The sequence below is a fragment of the Klebsiella sp. MS 92-3 genome (assembly GCF_000195655.1).
Classification (GTDB): Bacteria; Pseudomonadota; Gammaproteobacteria; order Enterobacterales; family Enterobacteriaceae; genus Klebsiella; species Klebsiella pneumoniae.
In genome coordinates, this window is sequence record NZ_GL882796.1 from 1 (window position 1) to 1,871 (window position 1,871).

General features: G+C 53.6%; 3 protein-coding genes. 1 reads left to right on the plus strand and 2 read right to left on the minus strand.

Features of this window, described 5'->3' with window-relative positions:
* Together hdeB and HMPREF9538_RS16165 are read right to left on the minus strand one after the other, a co-directional pair.
* Positions 1-281: acid-activated periplasmic chaperone HdeB (gene hdeB, locus HMPREF9538_RS16170; RefSeq protein ID WP_009484807.1), on the minus strand; the 281-nt coding region annotated here is incomplete at its 3' end.
* Between the two features lie 26 nt (positions 282-307).
* Entirely contained in the window at positions 308-883 is a 576-nt protein-coding gene (locus HMPREF9538_RS16165; protein ID WP_009484808.1) for an HdeD family acid-resistance protein, read from the minus strand.
* 240 nt (positions 884-1,123) lie between these two features.
* On the opposite strand from HMPREF9538_RS16165, the gene HMPREF9538_RS16160 reads away from it, so the two are divergent.
* On the plus strand, positions 1,124-1,795 hold the full coding sequence (locus HMPREF9538_RS16160) for a YfdX family protein (protein WP_004188513.1): 672 nt from the start codon (positions 1,124-1,126) through the stop codon (positions 1,793-1,795).
* The last annotated feature ends 76 nt before the right edge of the window (positions 1,796-1,871 follow it).

A 1,871-nucleotide genomic window follows, 5' to 3' on the forward strand; every position in this document is an offset into this window, starting at 1 on the left:
TCGCCAAGTTTAGCGGCGGGGTTCTTGTGGCACTCCTGCAGCATTTTCGGTACCGAAACGGTCTCGACTTCATGCCAGTCAACATAGTCGCCGCCGCTAAAGTCGGTGTTGCGATTCACTACCCAGAAGGCCACCGGGGTCATGCTTTTTGGGTTCATATCCATAAATTCCTGACAGGTCATATTCTGCGGCGTGGTTTCCTCAACCGCGAACGCCGGGCTGGTCATCAGACAGAATGTGGTAGCCGCCACGGTCAATACGAGTGCTTTAGGTAAATTCATTTTCTTCTCCAGTGACAAAATAGGGCTTAAGCCTGAGCGTGCTTCATTTTATTGCGCAGGACCAACAAGCCGATGGCGCTAAATATCATTTCAACGCCGATAAAGGCGGTAATAAATAACCAGCTTTGCTGCGGGTTCATGGCCAGCCACAGGCAAGCGATAAGTAAATCCAACAGGCCGATAAAAATATTCCAGCCAGCGCCGCTTTGTTGGCGGGTTTGACATCCGTTAACGATGCGGGAAATACCGCCGAGAACAAATAAAAAGCCAAATAAAATGGCCAGACTGCTCATACCGTTGAGAGGATTGACGACAAAGCTCAGGCCGAGCACGATCCAGGCGATGGCGAAGATCAGCGCCACCAGGCGTGATTTCCAGTGCTGCTGGCGGAAGACAATCAGGCTGTACAGCGAATAGAAGCCGCAGATCATCAATAACATGCCGGTTACTGTGGCGAGATACCAGCCGGCGACCAACGGCCAGGCCAGACAACAGGCTCCGCAGATAAACAGCAATACCGCCATCAGGCAGGCATGCCGTTTATATCGAATGAAGACGCGTGGGCTAAACGCATTTAAGGTGTAATGGCTAAACATAAACATAATTGCTCCGCAGATCCCGGTTGGCGGCCTGACGCTGAATAAAAAGCGTGAGGGTTTATTCAGCGGGCCAAAAGAAAGGTCTGAGGAAAATAGTAGGCTGCGCGATCGGCAGGCGTAAATAAGAGCGCCGAGGCCACTTTATACGCCTGGTCTGACAGCTGTCAGACCAGGCCCGCAATATTACTTCTGGGCTCTGATTCTCAATGCCCGCGATATTTTTTAAGCTGGCTGCGTTTGGTGATGCTTACCGATTTTAATCAGGAGTCAACGATGAAAAAAGTCATTCTGGCGAGCCTGCTGGCAACCATGATGAGTACCTCTCCGGTATGGGCAACAGATAGCGCGACGGCAGCGCCAGCCGCGCCAGCCGCGGCAGCCACGACGCAGGTACAGAAAGAAGCCGCCGATGTGCTGCAGGTGGCGGTGCAGGGCGCGAATGCGATGCGCGACATCCAGTTCGCCCGTCTGGCGCTGTTCCATGGCCAGCCGGATAGCGCCAAAAAACTGACAGACGACGCCGCCGCGCTGCTGGCCGCCGATGATGCCAGCTGGGCGAAGTTTGTGAAAACTGATGCTAAAGCCAAAATGATCGCCGATCGCTATGTGATCATTAACGCCTCTATCGCCCTGTCTGAAGACTATGTGGCCACGCCGGAAAAAGAGAGCGCTATCCAATCCGCCAACGAAAAGCTGGCGAAAGGCGATCAGAAAGGGGCTATCGATACCCTGCGTCTGGCCGGTATTGGCGTGATTGAGAACCAGTATCTGATGCCGCTTAACCAGACCCGTAAGGCGGTAGCGCAGGCGCAAGAACTGCTGAAAGCCGGTAAATATTACGAAGCGAATCTGGTGCTGAAGGGCGCTGAAGAGGGCATTGTGGTGGATAGCGAGATGCTGGTGGCAGGCAACTGATACTTGTTCCACCCTGAGAGAGCGCAGAGGAAAAAACTGACAAGGATGTCCCCTTAACGCTCGGGCAGGCGGACTG

What these genes read in the sequence shown, in the direction of transcription:
- HMPREF9538_RS16160 (WP_004188513.1), top strand. Translation starts at nt 1,124, where the DNA reads ATGCTTACCGATTTTAATCAGGAGTCAACGATGAAAAAAGTCATTCTG.
- HMPREF9538_RS16165 (WP_009484808.1), bottom strand. Translation starts at nt 883, where the DNA reads ATGTTTATGTTTAGCCATTACACCTTAAATGCGTTTAGCCCACGCGTC.